Raw genomic sequence first — 21,222 nt, forward strand, 5'->3', positions numbered from 1 at the left:
CGGGACTGGCTTGCCGGACATACGGCTGCGCCCCTCGCCTTCGGCGAGGGGTTCCGGCGTCTACCTCGTCGCCGGCGGGTCGGAGCTCAACTCGCGAGCCCTGCGGGCTCGCTCAGACAGAGCTCCTCCCTTTTCGCCGGCTCCTTCGGTAGCCCGCCGCTTGCCCAATGTCCGGCAAGCCAGTCCCGCCACCCCGGCCTCGACGATGTGCCCTGCGCGCGGCCGGAGGCGCTCGCCTCGCTCGCGCCCTGGGTTCCAGGCACTGCCGTAGATCCTGATCGCAGCCCCGATCGATTTCGGCTCATCGAGGCTGAAGCGGCCACACTGGCGGGCGCGGTCGCTCGCCCCGCACCGACGCATCGAAGCGCGCGGACGGGGTGCCGGCGGGCAAGCGCTTGTGCGCTGGCGCGGGAGCGCAGCGAAGACCCGGCGAGCGAAGCGAGAGCGGAACGCTGTCTGAGCCCGCCAAAGGCGGGCGAGTTGCGTTCCGCGACGGGGCTGAGCGTCCGCGCGACCAAGCGTTTCCGCGAAGCGGACAGCGCACCTGCGCTTGCCCGCCGGCACCCCGTCCGCGCGCCCGCCAACCGCAACGCAGGCGATCGATCCGCGCCCGCCAGAGAGGCCCTTCAGCCGCCCGGCTTGCGCCAGCGCCAAACGTGCATCGGCGGGATGTTCAGGAACTCCATCTCCTGGTACTCCGGCGCCCCGAACACCGGCCGCGCCAGGCGCGCGACGACGTCGCGGAACTGGTAGGCGACGAAGCAGCCGCCCGGCGCGAGCGCCTCGCGCACGGCCTGCACGATGCGCTGGCCGACCTCGGCGGGCATCGTGGAGAAGGGAATCCCGGATATCACTGCCTGCGGCGACCGCTGGCGGTACGCGGCGAGCGTCTGCACGATGTGCTCCGCGCTGCCCTGGTGGACCACCAGGCGCGGGTCGCGCACGGTGTTGCGGACATGATCGGCGAACAGCGGGTCGAGCTCGATCGCCATCAGCGCCGAGCCGGCGGGCATCGCCTTCAGGAAGGCCCGCGTCGTGCCGCCGGTGCCGGGGCCGAGCTCGACGACCGACTCGGCGCTGGCGAGGCCGGCCACGCCGACCAGCCTGCGCTCCATGAAGCGAGAGCTCGGGATCACCGAACCGACACCCCTGGGCTCGCGCAGGAAGCCCTGGAGGAAAGTCAATCGTTCATCGCGCTGGGTTCGTGCCGGCTGCTCGCCGTGCACGAGCGTTTCGTCGTCTCCGGCCAGGTCCGTTCGCGGCGATCGAGATGACACGCGGCTCTCCTGTCTGTCGTTCTATGTCCCGCCGCGCAACGACCTGCGTTCGATGCCGCCCGGCTTCGCTATCAATACCATGTCGGCCGGGCGACTCGCAAACAGGCCCACGGTGACGACGCCGGGCCACTGGTTGATGCGCGTTTCCATTTCCACCGGATCTTCGATCCGCAGCCCCGCGACGTCGAGGATCAGGTTGCCGTTGTCGGTCACGAAACCGGCCCGCTCGACCGGATGCCCGCCGAGCTCGCGCAGCCGCGACGCGACCAGCTCGCGGGCCATCGGGATCACCTCGACCGGCAGCGGGAATGCGCCGAGCCGCTCGACGAGCTTGGACGCGTCGACGATGCAGACGAAGCGCCCGCACGCCGCGGCGACGATCTTCTCGCGGGTCAGCGCCCCGCCGCCGCCCTTGATCATCCGCAGGCCGGCGTCGATCTCGTCGGCGCCGTCCACGTACACCGGGATCGGGCGGCCGGCGGCCACGACCTGGTTCAGGTCGAGCACCTCGATGCCGCGCTCGCGCAGTCGCGCGCTGCTCTTCTCGGAGCTCGACACCGCGCCCGCGACGCGGTCGCGGCGCTCGCCGAGGAAGTCGATGAAGAAGTTGACGGTCGAGCCGCTGCCGACGCCGACGATCGCGCCGTCGACCAGCTCGTCGAGCGCGGCGCGGGCCGCGAGCTTCTTGAGTTCGTCCTGGTTCATGACGGCAAGTCTAGCCGAACCCCGGCCAGGCAACGCTCGGCTGCGCAGCCGTCGCCCGATCGCGCAACCGGAGGCGGATCCGGAACGCGCTCCGGCGTCCGGCGCTGCACAATGTCCGGCAACTTCCAGGCCCCGACAGGAGGAGCACGATGACGACCGATGCAAGCGCCGCCCCGTGGGCCGACGGGCGCTCCGAACTGCTCGAACGCCTTCGCGACTGCGTCGGCGCGAATCACGTGCTGGCCACCGCCGACGACATGGCCCCCTACACCAGCGACTGGCGCGGGCGCTACCGCGGCGAGGCGCTGGCTGTCGTGTTTCCCGCCAGCACCGACCAGGTGGCCGCCGTGGTGCGCGCCTGCGCCGCGGCCGGCGTGCGGGTAGTCCCGCAAGGCGGCAACACCGGCCTCGTCGGCGGCTCGGTGCCGACCGGCGCGCGCATCGCCGACGGCAGCGCGCCGGTCGTGGTGGCGCTGCGCCGGATGAACCGGATCCGCGAGGTCGATCCGCTCGGCAACACGCTGGTGGCCGACGCCGGGTGCGTGCTCGAGACGATCCAGCAGGCGGCCGACGCGCACGGCCGGCTCTACGGCGTTAGCCTCGGCGCGCAGGGCTCCTGCCATATCGGCGGCAACGTGTCCACGAACGCTGGCGGCACCGGCGTGCTGAAGTACGGCAATACCCGCGAGCAAGTGCTCGGCCTGGAAGTGGTCCTGCCCGACGGCCGCGTGTGGAACGGCCTGCGGACGCTGCGCAAGGACAACGCCGGCTATGCGCTGAAGCAGCTGTTCATCGGCGCAGAGGGCACGCTCGGCATCGTGACCGGCGTGGCGCTGCGCCTGCACCCGAAGCCGGCTGCGATCGCGGCGGCCTGGCTCACCCTCGACAGCGTGAACGACGCCCTGGCTGCTCTGGAAGCCGTGCAGTCTGTCGCCGGCGAGCGGATCAGCGGCTACGAGCTCCTGAATCGCGCCGAGCTCGAGACGGTCGCCGCCCAGTTCCCCGACGTGCGCCTGCCCACCGACCCCGAGGCGCCGTACGCGGTGCTGCTCGAGCTGTCGGACACCTGGGCTCGCGCCGACCTTGCCGGGCTGCTCGAGGACGCGCTTGGCCGCCTCGTCGAGGCCGGCCGCCTGCGCGACGCGGCGATCTCGGCCAGCGAGGCGCAGCGGCAGGCCTTCTGGTTCATTCGCCACGCGATCGCCGAGGCCAACCGGAAGTCCGGCATGGGGCTGGCCTGCGACGTGGCCGTGCCTGTGCGCGCGCTGCCCGAGTTCATCGAGCGAGCGAGCAGCACGATCCGGACGCGCTGGCCGAACGCCACGATCGTGCTGGCCGCGCACATGGGCGACGGCAACGTGCACTTCATCCCTCGTTTCTCCTTCGAGGACTGGCAGGCGCTCGAGGATCCCGCCGCGTTCGCGGACGAGGTGCGCGCCGCGGTCCACGACGAGGCTGCGGCGCTCGGCGGAACCTTCAGCGCCGAGCATGGCATCGGCCGCGTGCTGCCCGGGGAGCTGGCGCGGCTGCGTGCGCCGCTGGAACTGGAGCTGATGCGGCGGGTGCGCGATGCGATCGACCCTGCGAGCACGATGAATCCTGTGATCTTCGCGAACGGCTGACAGCCCTGCCCCGGAATCGGCACCGGGGCCGGCCGCCCGCTGCCGGCAGACGCCGGACGCCACGCGCGCGACACGGCTTCCGGATCTGGAACTGCGCTCGCCATCCGGCTATCCTGAACGCGGACCGCCAAACCCCGCCCACAGACGGGAGCCGGGCCCCACTACGAACACAACGGAGGAGGATCAGATGAACCGTCTGAGGATCGCGCTCGCATGCTGCACCCTGTCGCTCGCGGCCCTGTCGGGCTGCGCGACCGGCCCCGAACCCCAGTCCTCTGCCGGCGGCGGCAAGGCCGCACCGGCGAAACTCGCCACGATTCCGCCCAAGAAGGACAACGACCTCAAGCTCTACCTCGCCGACGGCCGCATCGTGAAGGGCGCCGAGGCGCTGGGCCGGATGCAGAAGGAGGCCGACCTGGTCCTCTGGCTGGCCGGCAATCAGTTCTTCGCGATGGACGACGTCGTCGCCGCGTTCCAGAAGCAGGCGCCCGGCGCCGTGGTGGGCCTGATCACCCTTCCGCCCGGCCTGCTGCTCAACGCGATCGAGGGGGGCGGCTGGGTCTACGACGGCAAGGCCTATCCGGGCCGTCCGGACGTGTACGCGTCGGTGAATCTCGGCCATCTGCAGCGCCTGAAGAAGCAGGGCTTGATGGACACCTACGCGATCTACCTGCACAACGAGATGGAGCTGATGGTCGCGAGGGGCAACCCGAAGGGAATCAAGGGGATCAAGGACCTGGTCCGGCCCGACGTCCGCACCTCGCTGCCGAATCCGGTCAACGAAGGGATCATGCGCTTCTACGGCAAGAAGGTGCTGCAGCGGCACGGCGTCTGGGACCAGATCTCGGCGGGCAAGGAGTGCTTCTCCTGCCAGACCACGCCGAACAACTGGTTCACCGCGGTGCACCACCGCGAAACGCCCGAGCGGATCAAGGCAGGCACCTCGGACGTGGGCATCGTCTGGGTGACCGAGACGATCGAGGCGAAGCGCGACGGCGCCGACGTCGACAGCGTCCGTCTGCCCCCGGAGGACAGTCTGCGCAACGAGGTGTCCTACGCGATCGGGGCGCTCACCGACAGCCGCCGCAGCGCACTGGCCCAGCGCTACCTCGCGTTCCTGGCCACTGCGGAGGCAAGGCAGGCCTACGGAAAGTTCGGCTTCGTCGAGGCGAGCCCGGCGGAGCAGCGACTGCGGCCGATCCCCTGAGGCGACGAGGCGGCGCGGCTTGACACGCGTCAAGCCGCCGCCGCGCTCGGGGCGGGAACATTGGACTGTTGCCTGATGACAGGTCTTCCAGGAGAGAGTCCATGACCGGTGCCGCATCCGCCCGAACCGCCGCCAGCCCGCGCCAGCCGGATCGGGCGAAACGCCCGGCCCGGCCCGCGCAGACCCGACGCGTCGAGGCCGGGGACACGCTGCCGCACGCCGGGCCGCGCACTGCGCAGGCCGACCGGATCGCTCGCCGCACCAGCGCCACGCAGACGGTCTACGAGCAGGTAGTGGCCGGCCTGTTGTCGCGCGCGCCCGGCGGCGCGCCGGACGACGAAACCCTGCGACGCGTGCAGGCCGTGATCGACGGTGCCTCGCCGGACGAGGTCAAGGCGCTCAGGCGCACGCTCTTCAGGCGAGAACAGCCCGACCTGGCGCCCGGCGTCGACCCGGACCTCGAGCTGAACCCCGGCTGGCGCGAGGGCGCCTACCCTTATCGCAACCTGCTGTCGCGCAAGAACTACGAGCGGCAGAAGTACCGGCTGCAGGTCGAGTTGCTGAAGCTGCAGGCCTGGGTCAAGGAAACCGGCCAGCGGGTCGTGATCCTGTTCGAGGGCCGCGACGCCGCCGGAAAGGGCGGCACGATCAAGCGCTTCATGGAGCACCTGAATCCCCGCGGCGCGCGGGTGGTGGCCCTCGAGAAGCCGAGCGAGATCGAGCGCGGCCAGTGGTACTTCCAGCGCTACATCGAGCACCTGCCCACCCGCGGCGAGATCGTGCTGTTCGACCGCAGCTGGTACAACCGAGCCGGCGTCGAGCGGGTGATGGGCTTCTGCACCCAGCCCGAGTACGACGAGTTCCTGCGCCAGACGCCCGAGTTCGAGCGCCAGCTGGTCCGTTCGGGCGTGCACCTGTTCAAGTTCTGGTTCTCGGTGAGCCGCGCCGAGCAGCGGCGGCGGTTCAAGGAGCGGCAGGCGCATCCGCTCAAGCAGTGGAAGCTCAGCCCGATCGACATGGCCTCGCTCGACAAGTGGGACGACTACACCCGTGCCAAGGAGGCGATGTTCCTGCACACCGACACGTCGGATGCGCCGTGGACCGTGATCAAGTCCGACTGCAAGAAGCGCGCGCGCCTGAACGCGATGCGCTACCTGCTGCACCGGCTGCCCTACGGCAACCGGGACCTGTCGGTGATCGGCTCGGTCGACCCGCTTATCGTGGGCCGGCCCTCGCTGGTGCCTGCCGTCACCGGCGAAGACCAGCTCGCAGTGCCCGGCGCGAGCTGAGGGCGGGGCGCGGATCCATCACGCGCCAGGACCGCGCGGCCGAATGAAAAAGGGCGCCCGGGGCGCCCTCTTTCGACAATCGAGTGGGGTGGCTGATGGGACTCGAACCCACGACAACCGGAATCACAATCCGGGACTCTACCAACTGAGCTACAGCCACCACTGAAACTGGCCTGCCCGACAGGATTCGAACCTGTGACCCTCGGCTTAGAAGGCCGATGCTCTATCCAACTGAGCTACGGGCAGCGGGGTCGGACCTTGTCGGGCCGGTTCCGGGAATCGCCGCTGGCATCGGCGCGGCCCGGGAACAACATGGTCGGGGCGAGAGGATTCGAACCTCCGACATCTTGCTCCCAAAGCAAGCACTCTACCAGGCTGAGCTACGCCCCGGAGGACGCGAATTGTAGCGTAAAAATCAGGAGGCTGCCCCGACCGCATCGGCAAGCCGCTGCGCCATCGCGCGCGCCGCGCCTTCGTCCCGCGCCTCGACCATCACGCGCAGCAGCGGCTCGGTGCCCGAGGGCCGGATCAGGATCCGACCGGCATCGCCGAGCTCGGTCTCGACCTCGCGACGGGCGCGCAGCAGGCCGTCGTGCTTCTGCCAGTCGAAGCCGCGCTCGACCCGCACGTTGATCAGCGTCTGCGGATAGAGCTTCAGCTCGCCGCAAAGCTCGGCCAGGGTCCTGCCCTCGCGCCGGATCGCGGCCAGCACCTGCAGCGCGCTGATCGTTCCGTCGCCGGTGCTGTGCCGGTCGAGGCACAACAGGTGGCCCGAGCTCTCGCCGCCGAACAGCCAGCCCTTCTCGCGCAGGCGCTCGAGCACGTAGCGGTCGCCGACCTTGGCGCGCTCGAAGCCGACGCCCATCTTGCCGAACGCCTGCTCCAGCGCCAGGTTGGACATCAGCGTGCCGACCGCGCCCTGCACCGGGCCCACGTTCATCCGGTCGCGCACGATCACGTACAGCAGCTCGTCGCCGTTGTAGATGCGCCCGCCCGCGTCGACCATCAGCAGGCGGTCGGCGTCGCCGTCGACCGCGATGCCCAGGTCGGCCCGCTCCTCGAGCACCCTGGCCCGAAGCGCCTCGGGCGCGGTCGCGCCGACGCCATCGTTGATGTTGAAGCCGTTGGGCGAGGCGCCGATCGTGACCACCTCGGCGCCGAGTTCGTCGAACACGTGCGGCGTGGTGTGATAGCCGGCGCCGTTCGCGCAGTCCACCACCAGCTTCATGCCGCGCAGGTCGAGGTGCGACGGGAAGCTGCTCTTGCAGAACTCGATGTAGCGGCCGGCGGCGTCCTCGATCCGCCGGACCCGTCCCAGCCCGTCGGACCGCACGCAGCCGAAGGGTTCTTCGATCGCCGCCTCGATCTCGGCCTCGACCTCGTCGGGCAGCTTGTCGCCGTCGGCCGAGAAGAACTTGATGCCGTTGTCGTCGTACGGATTGTGCGACGCGCTGATCACCACGCCGGCCGACAGTCGCCAGGCGCGAGTGAGATAGGCGATCGCCGGCGTGGGCAGCGGGCCGGTCAGCAGCACCTGCATGCCGGCCGACGAAAAGCCGGCCTCGAGCGCCGACTCGAGCATGTAGCCCGAGATCCGGGTGTCCTTGCCGATCAGCACGGTGCGTCGCTGGCCGTCGGCGCGCCGCGCGAGCACGCGCCCGGCGGCCTGCCCGAGCCTGAGCACGAAGTCGGGGGTGATCGGCGAGTCGCCGACCCGGCCGCGGATGCCGTCGGTGCCGAAATACTTGCGGGACATTCTTTCCATTCTCCTCACGCCTGCGCAGGCCGGAAATTCAGCCGGCGCTCGCCTCCTCGATCGCCTGCCACACGCGCAGCGCGTCGCGCGTCTCGGGCACGTCGTGCGCCCGCACGATCTTCGCGCCGCGTGCCACCGCCGCCAGCGCGGCCGCGATGCTGCCGGCCAAACGCTCGCCGACAGGCCGGCCGGTCAGCGCGCCGACCAGCGACTTGCGCGACACGCCGACCAGGATGGGCTGGCCGAGCGCCGCGAACTCGTCGAGCGCCTCGAGCAGCCGCAGGTTGTGCTCGACCGTCTTGCCGAAACCGATGCCCGGGTCCACGCAGATGCGCGCCGGCGCGACGCCCGCCGCCTCGAGCGCGGCGACCCGCTCGCGCAGCCAGTCCTGCACCTCGGCCACCACGTCGGCGTAGGCCGGCGCCTGCTGCATCGTGCCGGGCTCGCCCTGCATGTGCATCACGCACAGCCCGCAACGGCTGGCGGCGACCGCCTCGACGGCGCCCGGCGTGGCGAAGCCGGCGATGTCGTTGATCATGTCGGCGCCGGCGGCGAGCACCTCGCGCATCACTTCCGGCTTGCGGGTGTCGACCGACAGCGGCACGCCGCAGCCGGCCAGCGCCTCGATGACCGGCAGCAGGCGGCGGATTTCCTCGCCGGGCGAGACCGTGGCGGCCCCGGGCCGGGTGGACTCGGCGCCCAGGTCGAGAATGTCGGCGCCCTGCTCGACCATGGCCAGCGCGGCGTCGATCGCCGCCCGCGGGTCGAGGTGGCGCCCGCCGTCGGAGAAGGAATCGGGCGTGAGGTTGACGATCGCCATCAGCAAGGGCCGGTCGAGCATCAGCTCGAAACGGCCGCATCGCAGGACGGCTTGCTGCCGGCGCGGCATCGACAGGCGCTGGAAAGGCAGGAACGATGAAACGGCGAAAGGCCGCCCGATTGCTCGGGGCGGCCTTTCGCGCGCTTACTGGGCGGCAGGCTCGGCCGGCGGCGCAGAGGGCGCGGCCGGCGCCGGCGGCGTCACGGTGGCGCTGCCCGATCCGCCGGACCCGGAGGTGCTGCGCTCCTTCGGCGGGCGCGGCGGGCGGCCGGCCATGATGTCGTCGATCTGCTCGGCGTCGATGGTCTCCCACTCGAGGAGCGCCTTGGCCATCATCTCGACCTTGTCGCGGTTCTCCTCGAGGATCTGCCGCGCCCGGGCGTACTGCTCGTCGATGATGCGGCGGATCTCGCTGTCGACCTTGCGCATCGTCTCTTCGGACATGTGCGTGGTCTTGGTGATCGAGCGGCCGAGGAAGATCTCGCCCTCGTTCTCGGCGTAGACCATCGGGCCCAGCAGGTCGCTCATGCCGTAGCGGGTGACCATGTCGCGCGCGATCGCGGTGGCCCGCTCGAAGTCGTTCGACGCGCCGGTGGTCATCTGGTTCATGAACAGCTCTTCGGCGATCCGGCCGCCGAACAGCACCGCGATCGTGCTGAGCATGCGCTCGCGGTCCATGCTGTAGCGGTCGCCCTCGGGCAGCTGCATGGTGACGCCCAGCGCGCGTCCGCGCGGGATGATCGTGACCTTGTGAACCGGGTCGGTCTTGGGCACGACCCGCGCGACCACCGCGTGGCCGGACTCGTGGTACGCGGTGTTGCGGCGCTCTTCCTCGGGCATGACGATCGAGCGGCGCTCCGCGCCCATGATGATCTTGTCCTTGGCGCGCTCGAAGTCGATCATCTCGACCAGCCGCGCGTTGCGCCGCGCCGCGAACAGCGCCGCCTCGTTGACAAGGTTCGCCAGGTCGGCGCCCGAGAAGCCCGGGGTGCCGCGCGCGATCACGTCGGCGCGCACGTCGGAGCCCATCGGCACCTTGCGCATGTGCACGTTGAGGATCTGCTCGCGGCCGCGGATGTCCGGCAGCGGCACGACCACCTGGCGGTCGAAGCGGCCCGGGCGCAGCAGCGCCGGGTCGAGGACGTCGGGGCGGTTGGTCGCGGCGATCACGATGATGCCCTGGCCGGTCTCGAAACCGTCCATCTCGACCAGCAGCTGGTTCAGCGTCTGCTCGCGCTCGTCGTTGCCGCCGCCCAGGCCGGCGCCGCGCTGGCGGCCGACCGCATCGATCTCGTCGATGAACAGGATGCAGGGCGCGTGCTTCTTGGCGTTCTCGAACATGTCGCGAACACGGGCGGCGCCCACGCCGACGAACATCTCGACGAAGTCGGAGCCCGAGATCGAGAAGAACGGCACCTTGGCCTCGCCGGCGATCGCCTTGGCGAGCAGGGTCTTCCCGGTGCCGGGCGAGCCGACCATCAGCACGCCGCGCGGAATGCGCCCGCCGAGCTTCTGGAACTTGGACGGATCGCGAAGGAACTCGACCAGTTCCTGGACCTCTTCCTTGGCCTCGTCGCAGCCGGCCACGTCGGCGAAGGTGATGTTGTTGTTGCTCTCGTCGAGCATCCGGGCCTTCGACTTGCCGAACGAGAACGCGCCGCCGCGCCCGCCACCCTGCATCTGCCGCATGAAGAACACCCAGACGCCGATCAGCAGCAGCATCGGGAACCAGGACACGAAGATGTTGAGCAGCAGCGACTGCTCCTCCTCGGGCCGCACGTTGACCTGGACGCCGTACTTCATCAGGTCGCCGACCATCCAGATGTCGTTCGGCGCGTTGACGGTGACCGGCCGGCCATCCTTCGTGCGGGCGCGCAGGGTCTTGCCGTCGACGACGACGCTGTCGATGCGGCCGTCCTTGGCCTCGGCCATGAACTGCGAATACGGCATGTCGCCGCTGCGCGTCTGCCTCGTGTCGAACTGCTTGAACACGGAGAACAGCACCAGCGCTATGACCAGCCAGACCGCAGCCTTGGAGAACGCGTTGTTCACTAACCACTCCTTATCGGGGCCCAGGGCCCTCTCAGGGCCTTCCAGGGCCCGCCAGCACGCCTCGATTCTACGCCGATTGGCCGGCACGCCGGCCCGATCCCTTTCTGGGTCAGCGGCACGCCCGTCGCCTTTCAGCGGCCTCCGATCGATCGGCCCGCCAGGCGCCCGGTTCGGCGGCCGGCGACGGGCCGGCCAGCCCCGCCGCCCGGTTCAGTCGTCCGCCACCGGCTCGATCGGCCCGGCCTGCTTGAGCCCCCTGCCCAGCAGGTAGGTCTCGGCCGACTTGTCGCGCGAGGCCTTCGGCTTGCGGCTCGCCACCTTCACGAAGGTCTTCCTGAACAGCTCGACGAGCTGGCTGTAGCCGCTGCCGTGGAAGCACTTGACCAGCAGCGCGCCTTCGGGCCTGAGATGCTCGCCGGCGAATTCGACTGCCAGCTCGATCAGGTCGGCCATTCGCGCGGCATCCGCCATCGCGACACCGCTCAAGTTGGGGGCCATGTCTGAAACCACAAGATCGGCCTTGCGCCCGCCGAGCGCCGCCTCGAGCCGCGCCAGCACCGCGTCGTCGCGGAAGTCCCCCTGGATGAATTCGACCGACTCGATCGGCTCCATGGGCAGCAGGTCGAGCGCGACGATCCGCCCGTCGATCCCGCCGCCGTCGGCGGCCGGCCTCGCGAGCCGCTCGCGCAGCACCTGGCTCCAGGCGCCGGGTGCCGACCCCAGGTCGACGACCGTCATGCCGCGCCGCAACAGCTTGTCCTGGTCGAGGATCTCGATCAGCTTGAAGGCCGCGCGCGAGCGATACTGGTGCTTCTGCGCGAGCTTCACGTACGGATCGTTGATATGCTGCGCGAGCCAGGCGCGATCGACCTTGCGTTTCTTCATGAGACCACCGAGAACATGACATCCGACCCGAATTCCGCGGCCGCCCGTCGCCCCGCGCCCGAACTGAGCCCCGCCGAGCGCAAGGCGCTGCGGGCCCAGGCCCACCACCTCGACCCGGTCGTGGCGGTCGGCGACGCGGGCCTGACGCCCGGCGTGCTGGCCGAGACCGGCCGTGCGCTGGCGGCCCACGGCCTGATCAAGATCCGCGTGCACGGCGACGACCGCGAGCGCCGGCTGGCCATTCTGGACGAAATCTGCGCCAGCCTGGGCTGCGCGCCGGTGCAGACGATCGGCAAGCTGCTGGTCGTGTGGCGCGAGAAACCCGAGACCGGCACCGGCGGCGATGCGGGCACCGCGCGCCGTCGCGCAGGCCGGCAGACCAAGAAGGCCGCCGGCTCGGGCCAGAAGGCCTCGGCCGCGAAGCGCAAGCCCGCCGCGAAGGCGCCTTCGCGGGCCAGGCCCGCCACGGCCGGCGCCTCGCCGGCGCGCAAGGCTCCCGGAACCGGGCCGGCACGCCAGGCCGCTGGCGCTTCGCCCGCGCGCAAGGCCCCGGCCGCCACGTCCGGCGGCACCGGCGCCCGAAAGCCGGCCGCCAAGGCCGCCACCGGCGGCGCGCGCAAGCCGGCAGCCGCCGGCCTCACTCGTAGCGCACGTCCAGGATCTGGTACTCGCGCACGCCGCCGGGCGCCTTGACCTCGGCCACGTCGTCGGCGCTCTTTCCGATCAGCGCGCGCGCGATCGGGCTGGAAACCGAGATCCGGCCGGCCTTGATGTCGGCCTCGTCGTCGCCGACGATCTGGTAGGTCACGGTATCGCCGGACTCCATGTCCTCGAGGTCCACGGTCGCGCCGAACACGACGCGACCGTCGGCGTCGAGCTCGGCCGGGTCGATGACCTGGGCGTTGCCCAGCTTGGCCTCGATCTCGGCGATCCGGCCCTCCACGAAGGCCTGCCGCTCGCGCGCGGCGTCGTATTCGGCGTTCTCCGACAGGTCCCCTTGCGCGCGGGCCTCGGCGATCGCGTTGATCACCGCCGGCCGCTCCACCGACTTGAGCCTCTGGAGCTCTTCCTTGAGCAACTCCGCGCCGCGGCGCGTGAGCGGAATCGTCGCCATTTGAAATCCCCTCAAAAGAATTCGGACCGCGGGCCCTCGCAGGCCCGCGGTCCGATCGAATTGCCCCGATTGTAACGCCAAGCGGCTCAGAGCGCCGCGTGCAGCTCCTGCAGCGAGTACACGTCGAGGCGCTCGAGGTGCCGCATGCCCTCCACCGCCGCCCGCGCGCCGGCGATCGTGGTGTAGTAGGTCACCCGCTGCGCCAGCGCGGTGGTGCGGATCGAGCGGGAGTCGTGGATCGCGCCGCGCTTCTCGTCGACCGTGTTGATGACCAGCGAGATCTCTCCGTTCTTCAGGATGTCGACCACGTGCGGACGGCCTTCCTGCACCTTGTTGACCGCGGTGACCGGCAGGCCGGCCTCGGCGATCGCCGCCGCGGTGCCCTTGGTGGCGACCAGCGAGAAGCCCATCTCGTGCAGCGTTCGCGCGATCGACACCGCCTTCGGCTTGTCGGCGTTCTTGACCGACACGAAGACGGTGCCGGATTCGGGCAGCCGCACGCCGGCGCCCAGCTGCGACTTCACGAAGGCCTCGCCGAACGAGTAGCCGACGCCCATCACTTCGCCGGTCGACTTCATCTCGGGACCGAGGATCGTGTCGACGCCGGGGAACTTCACGAACGGGAAGACCGCTTCCTTGACCGAGAAGTACTTCGGCACGACCTCTTCGGCGACGCCCTGGTCGGCCAGGCTGCGGCCGGCCATGCAGCGCGCCGCGATCTTGGCCAGCTGCAGGCCGGTGGCCTTCGACACGAAGGGCACGGTGCGCGAGGCGCGCGGATTGACCTCGAGCACGTAGACGGTGCCGTCGCCGCCATCGGGGTCCTGCTGGATCGCGAACTGCACGTTCATCAGGCCGCAGACCTTCAGAGCCTGCGCCATCAGGCCGGTCTGCCGCTTGAGCTCGGCCACCACTGCCGGAGACAGCGAGTACGGCGGCAGCGAGCAGGCGGAGTCTCCCGAGTGAACGCCGGCCTGCTCGATGTGCTCCATGACGCCGCCGATGAACACGCGCTCGCCGTCGGACAGGCAGTCGACGTCGACCTCGATCGCGTCGTTCAGGAAGCGGTCGAGCAGCACCGGGCTCTCGTTGGAGACCTTGACCGCCTCCCGCATGTAGCGCTCGAGGTCCTTCTGCTCGTGAACGATCTCCATCGCGCGGCCGCCGAGCACGTAGCTCGGGCGCACGACCAGCGGGTAGCCGATCTCGGCGGCCAGCTCGATCGCCTGCGCCTCGGTGCGCGCGGTGCGGTTGGGCGGCTGCTTCAGGCCCAGGTCGTTGAGCAGCTTCTGGAAGCGCTCGCGGTCCTCGGCCACGTCGATCGACTCCGGCGAGGTGCCGATGATCGGCACGCCGTTGGCCTCGAGCGCCAGTGCGAGCTTCAGCGGCGTCTGGCCGCCGTATTGCACGATCACGCCGACCGGCTTCTCGATCGCGACGATCTCGAGCACGTCCTCCAGCGTGAGGGGCTCGAAGTACAGGCGATCGGAAGTGTCGTAGTCGGTCGAGACGGTCTCCGGGTTGCAGTTGACCATGATCGTCTCGTAGCCGTCGTCGCGCAGCGCGAAGGCCGCGTGCACGCAGCAGTAGTCGAACTCGATCCCCTGCCCGATCCGGTTCGGACCGCCGCCCAGCACCATGATCTTCTTCCGGTCGGTCGGCTGCGACTCGTCCTCGTCCTCGTAGGTCGAGTACAGGTAGGCGGTGTCGGTCGCGAACTCGGCCGCGCAGGTGTCGACCCGCTTGAAGACCGGCCGCACGCCCAGCTCGTGGCGGCGCGCGCGCAGCGTGTCGGCGTTGGTGTCCAGCAGCAGGGCCAGGCGCCTGTCGGAGAAGCCCTTCGCCTTCAGCCAGCGCAGTTCTTCGGCCGACAGCGCCGCCAGCGACAGGCCCTTCAGCCTTCGCTCGATGTCGACCAGCTCCCCGATCTGCGCGAGGAACCAGGGGTCGACGCCGGACTCGTCGTGGATCTCCTCGACGCTCATGCCCACGCGGAAGGCGTCTGCCAGGAACAGGATGCGCTCCGGACCCGGCTCGCCGAGCTCGGTCGCGATCTCGTCGCGATCGGTGCTGCGCTCGTCGAGGCCGTCGATGCCGGTCTCCAGGCCGCGCAGCGCCTTCTGGAAGCTCTCCTGGAAGGTGCGGCCGATCGCCATCACCTCGCCGACCGACTTCATCTGGGTGGTGAGGCGCGAGTCGGCGAGCGGGAACTTCTCGAACGCGAAGCGCGGGATCTTTGTGACCACGTAGTCGATCGTCGGCTCGAACGAGGCCGGCGTGGCGCCGCCGGTGATCTCGTTCCTCAGCTCGTCGAGCGTGTAGCCGACGGCCAGCTTGGCGGCGATCTTGGCGATCGGGAAGCCGGTGGCCTTCGAGGCCAGCGCCGACGAGCGCGAGACCCGCGGGTTCATCTCGATGACGATCATCCGGCCGTCGCGCGGGTTGACCGCGAACTGAACGTTCGAGCCGCCGGTCTCCACGCCGATCTCGCGCAGGATCGCGATCGACGCGTTGCGCATCAGCTGGTACTCGCGGTCGGTCAGCGTCTGTGCCGGCGCCACCGTGATCGAGTCGCCGGTGTGCACGCCCATCGGGTCGAGGTTCTCGATCGAGCAGACGATGATGCAGTTGTCGGCGCGGTCGCGCACGACCTCCATCTCGTACTCTTTCCAGCCGATCAGCGACTCCTCGATCAGCAGCTCGTTGGTGGGCGAGGCCTCGAGGCCGCGCTTGCAGATGGTCTCGAACTCTTCCCCGTTGTAGGCGATGCCGCCGCCGGTTCCGCCCAGCGTGAAGCTCGGGCGGATGATGACCGGGAAGCCGATGTTCTTCTGCGCGGCCCAGGCCTCGTCGAGCGAATGCGCGATCGCCGAGCGGGCCGAGCCGAGACCGATCTTGGTCATCGCCTCCTTGAACTTCTGGCGGTCCTCGGCCTTGTCGATCGCCTCGGGCGAGGCGCCGATCAGCTCCACGCCGTACTTCTTCAGCACGCCGTTCTTGTGCAGGTCGAGCGCGCAGTTCAGTGCGGTCTGCCCGCCCATGGTGGGCAGGATCGCGTCGGGCTTCTCCTTCTCGATGATCCGCTCGACGACCTGCCAGGTGATCGGCTCGATGTAGGTGACGTCGGCCGTCTCCGGGTCGGTCATGATCGTGGCCGGATTGCTGTTGACCAGGATGACCCGGAAGCCTTCCTGGCGCAGCGCCTTGCAGGCCTGTGCGCCGGAGTAGTCGAACTCGCAGGCCTGGCCGATGACGATCGGGCCGGCGCCGATGATCAGGATGCTGTGGATGTCGGTGCGCTTGGGCATGTTGCCTCGGTATTCAATGCTGTTCGTGGGCCGCGCCGTTCAGGCCCGTGTGCCGGACGACTGCTTCGCCCGGTCCTGCGCGCCCTCGCCCTGCTTGCCCTGCTCCATCAGCTCGATGAAGCGGTCGAACAGGTAGTGGATGTCCTGCGGCCCGGGGCTGGCCTCGGGGTGGCCCTGGAAGCAGAAGGCCGGCCGGTCGGTGCGCTCGAGGCCCTGGATCGAGCCGTCGAACAGCGACACGTGGGTGACCCGCAGATTGGCCGGCATGCTCGACGCATCGACCGCGAAGCCGTGGTTCTGGCTGGTGATGTGCACCTTGCCGCTGTCCAGGTCGCGCACCGGATGGTTGGCGCCGTGATGGCCGAACTTCATCTTCATCGTGCGCGCGCCCGAGGCCAGGCCCATGATCTGGTGGCCGAGGCAGATGCCGAAGGTGGGCAGCCCGCGCTCGATCAGCTCGCGGCTGGCGGCGATCGCGTAGTCGCAGGGTTCGGGATCGCCGGGGCCGTTCGACAGGAAGATGCCGTCGGGCTGGTGGGCCAGCGCGTCGGCCGCGCTGGCCTGCGCCGGCAGCACGATCAGCTCGCAGCCGCGGTCGGCCAGCAGCCGCAGGATGTTGCGCTTGACGCCGAAGTCGAACACGACGACCTTGAAGCGGCGCGTGGGGGACGACACGAAGCCGGTGCCCAGCCGCCAGGAGCCCTCGGTCCAGTTGTAGGGCTCGGTGGTGGACACCACCTTGGCCAGGTCCATGCCCGCCAGGCCCGGGAAGGCGCGGGCCGCCGCGATCGCCGCCTGCTCGTCGATCGTGTCGCCGGGCCGGGCGGCCGCCACCAGGCAGCCGTTCTGCGCGCCCTTGTCGCGCAGCAGCCGGGTGAGCTTACGGGTGTCGATGCCGGCGATCCCGGGAACGCCCTGGGCGACCAGGTAGTCGGTCAGCGTGCCGGTGCTGCGCCAGTTCGACAGCCGCGGCGGCACGTCCTTCACGATCAGGGCCGCCGCGTGAACCCTCGCCGCCTCGACGTCCTCGTCGTTGACCCCGTAGTTGCCGATGTGCGGATAGGTCAGCGTGACCAGCTGCCGGCAGTAGCTCGGGTCGGTGAGGATCTCCTGGTAGCCGGTCATCGCCGTGTTGAACACGACTTCACCGACCGCCTGCACCGGCGCGCCGATCGAACGGCCACGGAACACGGTGCCGTCGGCCAGGGCCAGCAGGGCGGGAGCGGACTCGGGGATGAGACCCGCGCCGTCGGGCCGGGCGGGGTCGTTCTTCAGGTCGGGTGACAACGGCAACTCCTGGGGCGGAATTCACCGGCGCACCCCTCGTCCGACCAACCCGATCGACATCGGTACCCCGGCCATGCGGCGTCGGTCGACGTCGGGCGGAGCGGGTCGGCGGAGTGTGAAATGACTGGAGGCAGGCGCTAGCCGGTGGGCATCGGTTAAACCTTCGAATTATATCACCCGCGGGACCCTTCCCCGGGGCGCGCCGCCGCCGCCGCCCGCCGCGCCGCCTTGTCGCGCGCCCCCCGCGGCGGGCCCTGGCTCACCGCTTCGGTGCGGCAACGCACCATCGACGCGCGATCGATCCGTTCCGACCCGGTTCCGACGGCCCTTTTCCGCATGGCACAAATGTTGCGTACCGGTCTGTATACCGCCCTGGATGCGGTCGACCGCTCAACCGAAAGGAGTAGAGATGAAACGTCGCGACCTGCTGAAGTCTTCGGGCGCCCTGCTGGGCGCTGCCGCGTTGCCGATGCTGAAGACCTCGGCCGCCTGGGCCGCTCCGGCCGACACGGCCGTGATCCTGATCGGCAACACGATCAACAGCCTGGACATCCATCGGCCCGGCACCAACCGTCCCAGTTACCAGGTCGCGGTCAACTGCTACGACCGGCTGGTCACCTTCGGCACGAAGACGCTCGCCGACGGCACGCTGGTCTACGACTACGACACGATCGAGCCCGAGCTGGCAGAGAGCTGGACGATCGCGCCGGACCGCAAGTCGATCACCTTCAAGCTCAAGCCGACCGCCAAGTTCTGGGACGGCACGCCGGTGACCGCCGAGGACGTCAAGTGGTCCTTCGACCGGGCGCTCGCGCTGGGCGGCTTTCCGAAGGTGCAGATGGGCGCGGGCGGCTTCGTCGAACCGGCGCAGTTCGTGGTCGTCGATGCGCAGACCTTCCGGATCGACCTGAAGAAGCCGTCCAAGCTGTCGCTGCCGAACCTCGGCGTGCCGGTGGCGGTGATCATCAACTCGAAAGCGGCGAAGGCGAAGGCCACGGCCAGCGACCCCTGGGCCGCGGAGTTCCTGCACAAGACCCCGCTGGGCAGCGGCGCCTACAAGGTCGAGCGCTGGGACTCCGGCCAGCAGCTGGTCTACGTGCGCAACGACGACTGGGTCGGCGGACCCAAGCCGGCCCTTCGCCGCGTGATCATCCGCGAGGTGCCCTCGCTCGCCACGCGGCGCGCGCTGATCGAGCGCGGCGACGTCCACCTGTCCTTCCAGATCCCGAACAAGGACGCGCAGGAACTGACTGCCAACAAGAAGGTCAAGGTGGTCGGCGCGCCGATCGACAACTGCATCTACGTCGCCTGCCTGAACCAGAACTTCGAGCCCTTCCGCGACGCGAAGGTGCGACAGGCGATCGCCCACGCGATCCCGTACGAGCAGATCCACAAGCAGGCCGCCTACGGGCGCGGCGTGCCGATGTGGGGCGGCAAGTCGGCGAAGCCGACCGAGGCGGTCTGGCCGCAGCCCTTCCCGTACACGACCGACCTCGACAAGGCGAAGGCCCTGCTCGCGCAGTCGGGCTTCGCCAAGGGATTCGAGGTCCCTCTGTCCTACGACCTGGGCGAGGCCGACTGGGGCGAGCCGGCGGCGCTGCTGATCCAGGAGAGCCTCGGCAAGATCGGCATCAAGGTCACGCTCGACAAGATCCCCGGCGCGAACTGGCGCACCGTGGCGCTGGTCGAGAAGAAGCTGCCCTTCCTTCTTGAGAACTTCGGCGGCTGGCTGAACACGCCCTGCTACTACTTCTACTGGGCCTACATCAAGGGCAACCTGTTCAACGCGTCGAACTACGACGACGCGCAGGTCAAGGCGCTGGTCGAAGAGACGCTGCACATGGAGAAGTCGGACCCCGCCTACGCGCCGAAGATCCTGCAGCTGATCGAGAAGGCCTTCGTAGACCTGCCGCGCATCCCGCTGTGGCAGCCCACGCTCGAGTCCGCGATGAGCCCGGCGCTGGGAGGCTACGAGACCTGGTTCCATCGCCAGGTGGATGCCCGCTCGATGAAGCTCTCCTGAGCGGGCGCCGTGTCGACCTTCGTCGTGATCCTGGGCCGCCTGCTGCAGGCGGTCCCCACGCTGTTCGGCATCGTGGCGGTCGTGTTCCTGATGACCCGGGCCCTGCCCGGGGATCCGGCGGTCTTCTTCGCCGGTCCGGCCGCCACGCCCGAATCGATCGCCGAGATCCGGGCGCAGCTCGGGCTGGACCAGAGCCTCGCCACCCAGTTCGTCCAGTACCTGGGCGCGCTGGCGAGCGGCGACCTGGGCCAGTCGCTGTCGACCGGACAGCCGGTGGCCGACGAGCTGATGCGGCGGCTTCCGGCCTCGCTCGAGCTGACGCTGGTCGCGCTGCTGATCTCGGTGTCGATCGCGGTGCCGCTCGGCGTGCTGGCGGCGGTCCGGCAGGACAGCTGGATCGACCAGCTCTGCCGCTTCGTCGTGACCGCCGGGGTCAGCCTGCCGACCTTCTTCACCGGCCTTCTGCTGCTCTACGTCTTCTACTTCCTGCTCGGCATCGCGCCCGCGCCGCTGGGCCGGCTGGACATCCTCTTCGTGCCCCCGCCGCACGTGACCGGCTTCTACCTGGTCGACGGCGCGCTCGCCGGGCAATGGGACGTGGTCGGATCGGCCGCCGCCCAGATCGCGCTGCCCAGCGTCACGCTCGCGCTGTTCACGCTCGCCCCGCTCGCGCGGATGACGCGGGCCGCGATGCTGCAGGCGCTCGGCTCCGAATACATCCGCACCGCCCGGGCGGCGGGACTGTCGCGGGCGCGCGTGCTGTTCGTGTACGCCTTCCGCAACGCGCTGCTGCCGGTCGTGACCACGCTCGGGATGGTGTTCTCTTTCTCGCTCGGCGCGAACGTGCTGGTCGAGAAGGTGTTCAGCTGGCCGGGGATCGGCTCGTTCGCGATCGAGGCGCTGGTCGTCTCCGACTACGCCGCGGTGCAGGGCTTCGTGCTGTCGATGGCGGTGCTGTTCGTGCTGCTCAACCTGTGCGTGGACCTGCTCTACACGCTGATCGACCCGAGGGTGCGACTCGATGCCTGAACGGTTCTCCTGGTGGCGCCACCTGCGCTACGTGATGGCCTCGAACCCGGTCACGATGCTGGCCTTCGGCCTGTTCGCGCTGATCGCGATCGTCGCCGTGTTCGGGCCCTGGCTCGCCCCGTACGACCCTCTGGCCTCGTCGCCGGAGAAGGCGCTGCAGCCGCCGAGCGCCGCGCACTGGTTCGGCACCGACCAGCTGGGCCGCGACGTGCTGTCGCGGGTCATCGTGGCCACCCGGCTCGACCTCGCGATCTCGCTCAGCGCGGTGGCGATGTCCTTCGTGTTCGGCTCCGCGCTGGGCGCGGTGGCCGGATTCCGGGGCGGCTGGCCCGACCGCGTGCTCGGCCGGATGCTCGACACGATCATGGCCTTTCCGCTGTTCGTGCTGGCGATGGGCATCGTGGCGGCCGCGGGCAACTCGGTGCAGAACGTCGTGATCGCCACCGCGATCATCAACCTGCCGTTCTACGCGCGGGTCGCCAGGGCCGAGGTCATGGTGCGCCGCGACCTGGCCTGGGTGCAGGCCGCGCGCCTGGCCGGCAACCCGCCGGCGCGCATCCTGTTCGGCCGGATCCTGCCGAACGCGCTGCCGCCGATGATGGTGCAGATCTCGCTGAACATGGGCTGGGCGATCCTGAATGCGGCCGGGCTCTCCTTCATCGGCCTGGGCGTGCAGGCGCCGACCGCCGAGTGGGGAATCATGGTGGCGGAGGGCGCGAGCTACATCGTATCGGGAGAGTGGTGGCTCGCGATGTTCCCGGGCCTCGCGCTGATGCTCGCGGTCTTCACCTTCAATCTCCTCGGCGACGGTCTGCGCGACCTGGTCGACCCCCAGCGCAGGACCTGAC

General features: G+C 69.8%; 16 protein-coding genes and 3 tRNA genes. 7 read left to right on the forward strand and 12 right to left on the reverse strand.

The genetic code is table 11. The features are described from left to right. Positions 1-626 precede the first annotated feature (626 nt). Positions 627-1,184, reverse strand: a complete 558-nt coding sequence (locus M6I34_RS04565) for a class I SAM-dependent methyltransferase (RefSeq protein ID WP_272484520.1) — start codon at positions 1,182-1,184, stop codon at positions 627-629. A gap of 114 nt (positions 1,185-1,298) precedes the next feature. Beyond that, positions 1,299-1,982: a ribose-5-phosphate isomerase RpiA gene (gene rpiA, locus M6I34_RS04570; RefSeq protein ID WP_272484521.1), complete on the reverse strand. Its 684-nt coding sequence runs from the start codon at positions 1,980-1,982 to the stop codon at positions 1,299-1,301. 149 nt (positions 1,983-2,131) lie between these two features. Here rpiA and M6I34_RS04575 point away from each other — a divergent pair, with 149 nt between their 5' ends. From M6I34_RS04575 to ppk2, 3 genes are all read left to right on the forward strand, one after another. Next, complete coding sequence (locus M6I34_RS04575) at positions 2,132-3,604, forward strand: FAD-binding oxidoreductase (RefSeq protein ID WP_272484522.1); 1,473 nt, start codon at positions 2,132-2,134, stop codon at positions 3,602-3,604. 187 nt (positions 3,605-3,791) lie between these two features. Beyond that, complete coding sequence (locus tag M6I34_RS04580; RefSeq protein ID WP_272484523.1) at positions 3,792-4,811, forward strand: molybdate ABC transporter substrate-binding protein; 1,020 nt, start codon at positions 3,792-3,794, stop codon at positions 4,809-4,811. A 101-nt stretch (positions 4,812-4,912) separates the two neighbouring features. After that, a complete protein-coding gene (gene ppk2, locus M6I34_RS04585; RefSeq protein ID WP_272484524.1) occupies positions 4,913-6,100 on the forward strand; it encodes a polyphosphate kinase 2 in 1,188 nt (395 codons plus the stop codon). A gap of 84 nt (positions 6,101-6,184) precedes the next feature. Here the strand turns inward: ppk2 and M6I34_RS04590 are convergent. The 7 genes from M6I34_RS04590 to M6I34_RS04620 all read right to left on the reverse strand — a co-directional run bounded on the left by M6I34_RS04590 (position 6,185) and on the right by M6I34_RS04620 (position 11,613). Further along, positions 6,185-6,260 (reverse strand) — tRNA-His (locus M6I34_RS04590). Positions 6,261-6,269: 9 nt separating this feature from the next. Further along, positions 6,270-6,346, reverse strand: a tRNA-Arg gene (locus M6I34_RS04595). A gap of 67 nt (positions 6,347-6,413) precedes the next feature. Next, positions 6,414-6,490: transfer RNA gene (locus M6I34_RS04600), tRNA-Pro, on the reverse strand. A 25-nt stretch (positions 6,491-6,515) separates the two neighbouring features. Beyond that, positions 6,516-7,856, reverse strand: coding sequence for a phosphoglucosamine mutase (glmM, locus tag M6I34_RS04605; protein ID WP_272484525.1), 1,341 nt, complete (start codon positions 7,854-7,856; stop codon positions 6,516-6,518). Positions 7,857-7,893: 37 nt separating this feature from the next. Beyond that, positions 7,894-8,697, reverse strand: coding sequence for a dihydropteroate synthase (folP, locus tag M6I34_RS04610; RefSeq protein ID WP_272484526.1), 804 nt, complete (start codon positions 8,695-8,697; stop codon positions 7,894-7,896). Positions 8,698-8,820: 123 nt separating this feature from the next. After that, the gene (ftsH, locus tag M6I34_RS04615) at positions 8,821-10,728 is read right to left on the reverse strand and encodes an ATP-dependent zinc metalloprotease FtsH (RefSeq protein WP_272484527.1); all 1,908 of its coding nucleotides are present in this window, start codon (positions 10,726-10,728) and stop codon (positions 8,821-8,823) included. Positions 10,729-10,938: 210 nt separating this feature from the next. Beyond that, positions 10,939-11,613: an RlmE family RNA methyltransferase gene (locus tag M6I34_RS04620; protein ID WP_272484528.1), complete on the reverse strand. Its 675-nt coding sequence runs from the start codon at positions 11,611-11,613 to the stop codon at positions 10,939-10,941. A gap of 15 nt (positions 11,614-11,628) precedes the next feature. Here M6I34_RS04620 and M6I34_RS18250 point away from each other — a divergent pair, with 15 nt between their 5' ends. Beyond that, the gene (locus tag M6I34_RS18250; protein WP_272484529.1) at positions 11,629-12,306 is read left to right on the forward strand and encodes a YhbY family RNA-binding protein; all 678 of its coding nucleotides are present in this window, start codon (positions 11,629-11,631) and stop codon (positions 12,304-12,306) included. Here M6I34_RS18250 and greA read toward each other — a convergent pair. The 3 genes from greA to carA all read right to left on the reverse strand — a co-directional run bounded on the left by greA (position 12,251) and on the right by carA (position 17,271). Continuing rightward, a complete protein-coding gene (greA, locus tag M6I34_RS04630) occupies positions 12,251-12,727 on the reverse strand; it encodes a transcription elongation factor GreA (protein WP_272484530.1) in 477 nt (158 codons plus the stop codon). The two genes, M6I34_RS18250 and greA, sit on opposite strands and share 56 nt — an antisense overlap. Before the next feature lie 86 nt (positions 12,728-12,813). Next, positions 12,814-16,035 (reverse strand): carbamoyl-phosphate synthase large subunit, encoded by a 3,222-nt coding sequence (gene carB / locus M6I34_RS04635; RefSeq protein WP_272484531.1) that lies wholly within the window; start codon positions 16,033-16,035, stop codon positions 12,814-12,816. A 39-nt stretch (positions 16,036-16,074) separates the two neighbouring features. Continuing rightward, entirely contained in the window at positions 16,075-17,271 is a 1,197-nt protein-coding gene (gene carA, locus M6I34_RS04640; protein ID WP_272486606.1) for a glutamine-hydrolyzing carbamoyl-phosphate synthase small subunit, read from the reverse strand. A 460-nt stretch (positions 17,272-17,731) separates the two neighbouring features. Here carA and M6I34_RS04645 point away from each other — a divergent pair, with 460 nt between their 5' ends. From M6I34_RS04645 to M6I34_RS04655, 3 genes are read left to right on the forward strand one after another with little or no spacing between them, the layout of a single operon-like run. Continuing rightward, entirely contained in the window at positions 17,732-19,345 is a 1,614-nt protein-coding gene (locus M6I34_RS04645) for an ABC transporter substrate-binding protein (RefSeq protein ID WP_272484532.1), read from the forward strand. 9 nt (positions 19,346-19,354) lie between these two features. After that, a complete protein-coding gene (locus M6I34_RS04650; protein WP_272484533.1) occupies positions 19,355-20,374 on the forward strand; it encodes an ABC transporter permease in 1,020 nt (339 codons plus the stop codon). Further along, positions 20,367-21,221, forward strand: a complete 855-nt coding sequence (locus tag M6I34_RS04655) for an ABC transporter permease (protein ID WP_272484534.1) — start codon at positions 20,367-20,369, stop codon at positions 21,219-21,221. The genes M6I34_RS04650 and M6I34_RS04655 overlap by 8 nt, the downstream gene beginning before the upstream one ends. The last annotated feature ends 1 nt before the right edge of the window (position 21,222 follow it).

This window comes from Zeimonas sediminis (genome assembly GCF_023721795.1).
GTDB lineage: Bacteria > Pseudomonadota > Gammaproteobacteria > Burkholderiales > Burkholderiaceae_E > Zeimonas > Zeimonas sediminis.

What these genes read in the sequence shown, in the direction of transcription:
- M6I34_RS04575 (WP_272484522.1), top strand. Translation starts at nt 2,132, where the DNA reads ATGACGACCGATGCAAGCGCCGCCCCGTGGGCCGACGGGCGCTCCGAA.
- rpiA (WP_272484521.1), bottom strand. Translation starts at nt 1,982, where the DNA reads ATGAACCAGGACGAACTCAAGAAGCTCGCGGCCCGCGCCGCGCTCGAC.
- glmM (WP_272484525.1), bottom strand. Translation starts at nt 7,856, where the DNA reads ATGTCCCGCAAGTATTTCGGCACCGACGGCATCCGCGGCCGGGTCGGC.
- M6I34_RS04655 (WP_272484534.1), top strand. Translation starts at nt 20,367, where the DNA reads ATGCCTGAACGGTTCTCCTGGTGGCGCCACCTGCGCTACGTGATGGCC.
- M6I34_RS04580 (WP_272484523.1), top strand. Translation starts at nt 3,792, where the DNA reads ATGAACCGTCTGAGGATCGCGCTCGCATGCTGCACCCTGTCGCTCGCG.
- ppk2 (WP_272484524.1), top strand. Translation starts at nt 4,913, where the DNA reads ATGACCGGTGCCGCATCCGCCCGAACCGCCGCCAGCCCGCGCCAGCCG.
- greA (WP_272484530.1), bottom strand. Translation starts at nt 12,727, where the DNA reads ATGGCGACGATTCCGCTCACGCGCCGCGGCGCGGAGTTGCTCAAGGAA.
- folP (WP_272484526.1), bottom strand. Translation starts at nt 8,697, where the DNA reads ATGCTCGACCGGCCCTTGCTGATGGCGATCGTCAACCTCACGCCCGAT.
- carB (WP_272484531.1), bottom strand. Translation starts at nt 16,035, where the DNA reads ATGCCCAAGCGCACCGACATCCACAGCATCCTGATCATCGGCGCCGGC.
- M6I34_RS04645 (WP_272484532.1), top strand. Translation starts at nt 17,732, where the DNA reads ATGAAACGTCGCGACCTGCTGAAGTCTTCGGGCGCCCTGCTGGGCGCT.
- M6I34_RS18250 (WP_272484529.1), top strand. Translation starts at nt 11,629, where the DNA reads ATGACATCCGACCCGAATTCCGCGGCCGCCCGTCGCCCCGCGCCCGAA.
- M6I34_RS04620 (WP_272484528.1), bottom strand. Translation starts at nt 11,613, where the DNA reads ATGAAGAAACGCAAGGTCGATCGCGCCTGGCTCGCGCAGCATATCAAC.